Annotated in this window: 3 protein-coding genes; 2 read left to right on the top strand and 1 reads right to left on the bottom strand. The window is 67.7% G+C overall.

Features of this window, described 5'->3' with window-relative positions; all coding sequences use genetic code 11:
• The first annotated feature begins 870 nt into the window (after positions 1 to 870).
• Positions 871 to 3,948, top strand: coding sequence for a TonB-dependent receptor (locus FHS74_RS29910; RefSeq protein WP_184807928.1), 3,078 nt, complete (start codon positions 871 to 873; stop codon positions 3,946 to 3,948).
• Between the two features lie 263 nt (positions 3,949 to 4,211).
• On the top strand, positions 4,212 to 5,243 hold the full coding sequence (locus FHS74_RS29905) for a LacI family DNA-binding transcriptional regulator (RefSeq protein WP_246463477.1): 1,032 nt from the start codon (positions 4,212 to 4,214) through the stop codon (positions 5,241 to 5,243).
• 23 nt (positions 5,244 to 5,266) lie between these two features.
• Here FHS74_RS29905 and FHS74_RS30810 read toward each other — a convergent pair.
• A partial coding sequence (locus FHS74_RS30810; protein WP_246463476.1) for an autotransporter outer membrane beta-barrel domain-containing protein occupies positions 5,267 to 7,491 on the bottom strand: 2,225 nt, incomplete at its 5' end.

The following is a 7,491-nucleotide window of genomic DNA, read 5'->3' as shown; positions in this document are numbered from 1 at the left end:
GGACCAATGACCACCTCCCGCCCGCCGCCGCCCGGGGTGGGGCATGCCCCACCCCGGGCGATCACCGATTTTCCACCACGCTCTCGGACGCTAACTCGCGGCCCCGAGCAGCGGCGGCGAGCCCCCGGGCTCCGGCGCCTCGGCCCCTTGTCACAGCCAACAGTTGGAAGGTGGCGGCACCGGCAGACGCCCCAGTCGCCCTGGCACGGCCGGGGCTGCGCATAAATTATCCCCGCACCCTCCCCGCGCGGCCGGAAATTTCCCAGCGATTTCAATGCTTGGCCACTTTATGTGTTGGAGGTTTGGCCATTTGGTGCGTTGGATGGCCACTTTATGTGTTGGGGGACAGTGTGATTAAAAAAATTCAAAAACAGAATCCGTTTGACAACGCTGTCAACACAACTATTAATAACGCTGCCGGTGCACATGTGGCACATCTGCAAACGTCGCTCGTGGTCTAGACGAGCGGCCTGCGGGTGTAGTCATCCCCAATCCGTACCGGTGCGAATGGTATCGCCGCCACTCCATCAAGTAAAAATAATGACATATCGGGAGGATAGAGACATGAGAGCGCAAGCACTATGCCGATCCTGTCATGGAAACACGCATTACAGTTGATCCTGGTTGATCTTTCCCGGTGACGGGAGGGAGCGGGCATAGCCGACTCTCAGATCGGCACGTCCCGTAATTGAGCATCAGGTAGATCCAACGCGACCGGACAGCAACGCTGTGCCGTTCCCTGGCGCTTACCCTAAACCATGGGTTGCGCCGGGGAACCGTGGCCGGCGGCCGGGTTCGCGCACCCACGAATATCCCGCAGGGAGGGACTCATACATGCACGGAGAATTGAGGAATTTGCGGCGGCTGTTGATGGGAGCCACCGCCGTCGCCATTCTGGCGGCGCCCACCGCCCTGGCCCAAAGCGCACCGCCGGTGGCCCCCGATCCGCAAGCGACAGCGCCGGCCGCGCCGCAAGCGGCGGCCCAAGGCGGCGGGGTCGAGGAGATCATCGTCACCGGCTTTCGCAAGTCGCTGGCCGACGCCCTGGAACTCAAGCGCCAGTCCAACCTGATCATTGAATCGGTGACGGCCGAGGACATGGGCAAGATGCCCGACCAGGATATCGCGGAATCGTTGCAGCGCCTGTCGGGCGTGCAGATCGACCGCGACAACGGCCAGGGCACCCGCGTGCGCATCCGCGGCCTCAGCCAGAACGTCACGGTGCTGAACGGCGAGCCCTTCCTGTCCGGCCTGGAGGCGTATGCCAACGGCGAAGGCTCGGGCGGTGGCGGCAACACCGCCACCAACTCGCTGGAAGCCATCCCGTCCGACCTGATCGCCGGCGTGGACGTCTACAAGTCGCCGCAGGCCAGCCTGGTGGAAGGCGGCATGGGCGGCATCATCAATCTGAAAACCCGCTCGGCGCTGGATGCCCCGCAGGGGTGGAGCGTCGGCGGCAACCTGCGCATGAGCAACGGCCAGCACGCCCGCCTGGAGGACTGGACCCCCGTCGGGGCCATCGTCGGCACCTACAACTTCAACAACAAGATCGGCATCACGGCGGCGTTCTCCTATTCCGAGACCGACACCCACACCGACATGATGCAGGGCCAGAACCGCAGCGGCTGGGCCATCGAGCCGGCGGCGGGCACCTCGTCCAACCCCATGGCGACCATCCCGCAGAAGTACATCTCGCCCGAGCTGCTGTACTTCACCGACCGCGACACCGACCGCACCCGCATCAGCGGCCAGTTGGGCATCGACTACGCCGCCACCGACAGCCTGACCTTCAACGCCGACTGGCTGCATTCGACCTATGACATCCTCACGCAGGAGGCGTCGAACAAGCTGTGGTTCAACAGCAACGGCCTGGGCCTGGGCATCGACCCCAGCAAGCCCTATGAGGTGGACAGCAACGGCGTCATCAAGTCCGCCACCATCCGCGCCCTGGGTGCCGAGGGCGACAGCAACGTGCAGAACGTCCACGTCACGGCGGACAACTTCCATTTCGGTGGCAAGTGGGACAATGGCGGGCCGCTGCGCGGCAGCTTCAAGGTCTCCTACGCCAAGTCCGAGTACAACTCCGACAGCGCCCAGCAGGACGTCGAGTATTCGCAGTACAACGCCGCCCAGCCCTGCGCCACCAGCCCCAACGGCTATTGCAACACGCCGCTGAACCCGTCGGCCCCCGGCGGCAGCAGCCCGGTCAGCCACGGGCCGGCCTACTCCTTCAACTATGTCAACAACGGCGAACTGCCGTCGGTGTCGTACAACGCGCCCTACGCCGACCTGATCAGCAACCCCAACAACGCCGTCTTCAAGTCGGCCTGGGCGTGGAACATCCACTCCAAAGACGATCTGTGGTCCGGCCACGCGGACGGCGAGTACGACGCCGAGTTCATCAAGGCGGTCAAGACCACCTTCTCCGCCGGCGTGCGCTACACCGACGACAAGATCAACTACACCCTGTCGCACTATGAGCTGGACAAGTCCTCGGCTGGCCAGACCGGGTACTGCAGCAACGGCACCTGTTACGGCACCTACGGCTATTATATGGATCCGGCCATCCTGAACGAGGGCCTGACCAACCCCGCCACCGGCGCCAGCGCCGGCGGCAACTTCGTGGGCGCCACGGGCACCCCGTCGCAGACCCCGCCGGTCATTCCCGCGCAGACCGCCCTGACGGCGGCCAACCGCGCGCAGATCATCAAGAACTTCTTCCCCAGCGGCAACGCCGGCAGCAGCATCCTGGTGCAGAACCTGTCCCAGATGCAGAACCCGGTGCAGTGGCTGCAGAGCAACTTCCCGCAGTTCCCAGGCAAGATGGTCCGCGACCCCATCAACTCCTTCGGGATCGAAAGCCAGCGCGTCTCCGGCTACGCCATGGCCGACCTGGGAGACAAGGGGGACCGATTCCACCTGAACATGGGTGCCCGCATCGTCGACACGGTGCAGCGGGTGACGGCCGGCGCCCTGCCCGCCAACCCCATCTACATCTCCGACGAATCCTGGGACGGCTCCAACGCCATCACCAACCCGGACATCATCAAGGCGGAGCGGCACTACACCGACGTTCTGCCCAGCATGAACCTGGTGCTGGACGTGGCGCCGGACCAGAAGGTCCGCTTCTCCGCCGCGCGCGTCATGTCGCCCCCCAGCCCCTATCAGCTGGGCACCGGCGCGCAGTACAACTTCACCCGCGAGACCAACACGGCCGGCAAGCAGGGCTTCGCCTTCGTGGGCGGCAGCGGCGGCAACCCGGACCTGGATCCCTTCCGCGCCACCCAGATCGACATTGGCTATGAGTGGTACTTCGGCTCCCAGGGTGCGGTGACGTTCGGCGGCTTCTACAAGTCCATCGACACCTTCATCCAGACCCAGACCACCTCCATCACCGTGATGGATGATTTCGGCGGCAGCACGGCCGGCTTCACCGCCCCCAGCAACGGCGCCGGCGGCAGCATCAAGGGCTTCGAAATCGGGGCGCAGTACGCCTTCGATTTCGGCGTGGGCTTCAACGCCAACTACACCTACTCGCTGTCCACCTCGTCGACCTCGACCTCCTTCGCCAAGGACCTGCCCATCCCGGGCGTGTCGCTGCACGCCCTGACGGCGCAGGCCTATTACCAGAACCACGGCCTGGAGGCCCGGCTGTCCTACAGCTGGCGGTCCAGCGCGGTGAACGGCGACGCCATCGGCTCCACCTTCGCCATCCTGGACGCCACCACCAACAAGGCGGTCACCTACGGCGTGTTCAGCCGGCCCTATGGCCAGCTGGACGCCCAGATCGCCTATCAGTTCACGCCTGAGTTCGGCATCACCTTCGAGGCCATCAACCTGACGGAAGAGGCCCAGGAGACCTACCTGCAGTTCAAGAACCAGCCCTTCACCTACATGAACTCGGGTCGCCGGTTCATGCTGGGCGGCCGGTTCAAGTTCGGCGCCTGATGCCGCTCTCAAGCGTCCCGTGATCAGGGATCGGTGGTCTGGGATGGCCATCGGCCCCTGATGCCGGGGGGCGGTCCGCACGGCCGTTCCCCGATCCTTCTTCTTGATCTCCCTTCACCGCGCATGCCCTCTCCCCGGGGATATGCGCCCACTCTGGGCGGCATGATGGTATCGTGCCGCCCTTTCTTTTTGCCGCCGCCCTCTGTCTGACCTGCCGTTGGGAGCCACGCCTCATGGGGAACGATGCCCGGAAGCCGACGATCATGGACGTCGCCCGCGAGTCCGGTGTTTCCATCAAGACCGTTTCCCGGGTGCTGAACGGTGAGCCCTACGTCAACCGCGCCACGCTGGACCGCGTGCTGAAGGCGATGCACGACCTGGGCTATCATCCCAACATGTCGGCCCGCACCCTGGCCGGCAAACGCTCCTACCTGCTGGGCCATCTCTACGGCGACCCGGCCGGCCCCTACACCATGGAAATCCAGGTGGGCCTGCTGAACCGCTGCCGGGCGCGGGGCTATCATCTGCTGATCGAAGAGATCGACTATCGCGGCCAGGATGTGGAGCGGCGGGTGCGCGCCGTGCTGGACTGGCTGCGCCCCGACGGCGTCGTGCTGACGGCCCCCATCACCGATGAGCCGCGCGTGCTGTCCGTGCTGGCGGACAGCGGCATCCCCCTGGTGCGGGTGACGGCGGAACGGGGGGACGCGATATCCTCCACCGTCTGGATCGACGAGCGGCAGGCGGCCGCCACGCTGATCCGCCACCTGCTGTCCCTGGGCCACCGCCGCATCGGCCTGATCAAGGGCGCGGCCAACCACGGCGCCACCGAACGGCGCCACCTGGGCTATCGCGAGGCGCTGGCCGAACTGGGCATCGCGGAGGATCCGGCCCTGATCGAGCATGGGGCCTTCACCTTCCCCTCCGCCCTGCCCTGCGCGGAGCGGCTGCTGTCGCTGGATGACCCGCCCACCGCCATCTTCGCCTGCAATGACGAGATGGCGGCGGCGGTCATCGTCGTGGCCCAGGCCCGGGGCCTCAGCCTGCCCCATGACCTGTCGGTGGCGGGCTTCGACGACTGCCCCGTCGCCTCGATGACCTGGCCACCGCTGACGACGGTGCGCCAGCCGATGCGGCAACTGGGGGAGGAGGCGGCCGACCTGCTGATCGCCCGCCTGACGGAGCGGCCCCGGGGCGACGCCACCGTGCCGCATCGCCTGGTGTCGCATGAACTGGTGGTGCGCGCCTCCACCGCCCCGCCACCGGCGCACGGCGGGCGCAAGCGGGCGGGCTGAGGCCCCCCTCAGAACGCCCCCCGTCAGAATGCCCAGGTGGCGCGCAGGACGCCGGCGTGGCTCTGATAGTCGCGGCGCAGGTCGCCGGTGTATTCCAGCCGCAGGCTGAGGCCGTCGCCTTGGTCCAGCGTGGCGCCCAGGCCGATGGCCAGGCCGTCGGCGCTGACCTGGGCCGTGGTGCTGGCGAAGGCCACGCCGGCCAACGCGCCCGTCGTGGCGATGGGGCCGTTCAGGTAGTCGTGCACCCATGCCAACCGCAGCTCCGGCACCAGGACCCCCAGGCCGGTGGCGATGCGCGTGTCCAACCTGGCCCCCACCTCCTGCGTCAGGTTGCTGGTCACCAAGGCGTCGACACCCAGGTCGGCCATGCCGGCACCCTGCTCCTGATAGCCATGGTTGGTCAAACGCACGGCCCGCAGGCTGTACTGCGGCGTCAGGGTATAGCCTGTCGCCGGCAGGGCGTAGCCCACCGTCACCTTGCCCAGATACTGTTCCCCACCATAGTTGGCGTTGGCGCGGGCGCCGAGGAAATCGATCCGGCGCCGCTGGTCATAATGGTTGTAGCCGACGCCGACCTGGCCCTCGACCGACAGCCGCCCGCCGGCCCAGTCGGGACGCCAGACGCTGTAGGCCGTCAGCTGATAGCTGCCCACCCGCGTCAAGCTACCCGCCGTCACCCCCTGGCCCACGGCCGCGCTGTTCATCCAGCTGAACGCCAGGCCGGCCATCACCTCCGGCGACGCGAACCAGTCGGCGCCCAGCACCAGGCCGGCGCTGCTGGCGCGGTAGCCCGCGGCCTCCTGGCTGTTGGCGCGTAGGGCGCCGCCGCCCAGGATCTCTCCCCAGATCGCCCCCTGCCGGCCGGAGGAACCGGCCGCGGCCCCTTTACCCCCTTCCATCAGGCCGGCCACCGCCTGCTGGTGCTGGCTGACGGCGCCGGTGACAGGGGCGGTGATGGCGGTGGACAGCTGCGGCGTCAGCTGGCTGGGCGACAGCTGCGCCACCGCCACCCGCTGCGTCGCGCCCGACAGGGTGGAGAGCGGCGTCAACACCACCGCCTGGAACGCCGTGGCCGCCGCGCCGCTGGCGGCGGCGATGACGTCGAGCGCCGGGCCCGTGCCCGATGCCGCCCCGCCCTGCGCCAGCCCCACGGCCGTGTAGTGGGCTGGCGGTGTGGGCGGCACGGCCGGCGTGGTGGTGCCGGTGCTGGCGGCGTTCAGGGTCAGCACCAGTTCGGTCATGCCCCCGCTGGTGAGGGTGGAACTGGTGACCGTGTAACCGGCCGCCGTCAGCGCCAGGTTGGCGGTGGCAAGCCCAGCGCCCGCCGACACGATGGTGTAGCTGCCGGCCGCCAACTGCCCGCCGCCGGTGGCCTGCAGCGTCACCGATCCGCCCATCAGGCTGGCGCTGCCGCTGATCACCAGGCTGCCGTAACGGGTGGCGGAGGCGACGCCGATCACCAGGCCGCCGGCCGTCTGGCTGTAGCTGCCGGTGATGGTCACCGCGCTGTTGACCAGCAGGGTGGCACCGCTGTTGACCACACTGTGCGTACCGACGTCGAGATGGTCGTTCAACAGCAAGGTGCCGGAGACGAAGCGCAGATCGGCCAGGCGGCTGGCGATGGTGCCCATGGCCCCGCCAACGCCCGTCAGCGTCCCCGGCGCCTGATCGGTGCCGCCACTGATCACCAGGTCATTGGGCGAGAGGTTGGCGATGTCGCCAGCGATGACACCGCTGTTCGCGAGGGTGCCCAGCGTGCCGGTGGCCGCGATGTACAGCGCCGTGGCGCCGCCAGCGGTGTTGGAGAGAGTGCCGGCGACGGTGAGGCTGGCCAGGTTGCCGCCGATATAGTCGTTGCTGGCGGCGGCCAGCAGGGTGCCGCCGCTGGTGACGGCGTTGGCCGACAGGCCGGTGATGCCGCTGGTCACCGTGGCGCCGGTGTAGCTGGACCCCGTGCCGCCCTGGATCAGGGCGACGCTGTCGCCCACCAGATAGGTGCGGGTGCCGCTGACCCCCGCATTGACCACGCCGCCCGTCACATTGGCCGCACCGCTGACCGTCAGCACATGGCCGCCGCTGGCCAGCGTGCCCGCACTTTGGGCGTAATTGCCGGTGACGCTGACGTTGGCCGCCAGGGTGACGGTGGCCCCGCTGTTGCTGACCGTGTGGCTGGCGACGTTGATCGCGTCACCCAGGCTGACGGCACCCGAGGCGAACACCACGTTGGCGGAGGTGTTGGTGATGGTCC

Origin of the sequence: Nitrospirillum iridis, from assembly GCF_014205765.1 — a bacterium.
Lineage (GTDB): Bacteria > Pseudomonadota > Alphaproteobacteria > Azospirillales > Azospirillaceae > Nitrospirillum > Nitrospirillum iridis.
This window is presented reverse-complemented; position numbering and strand designations above follow the sequence as displayed.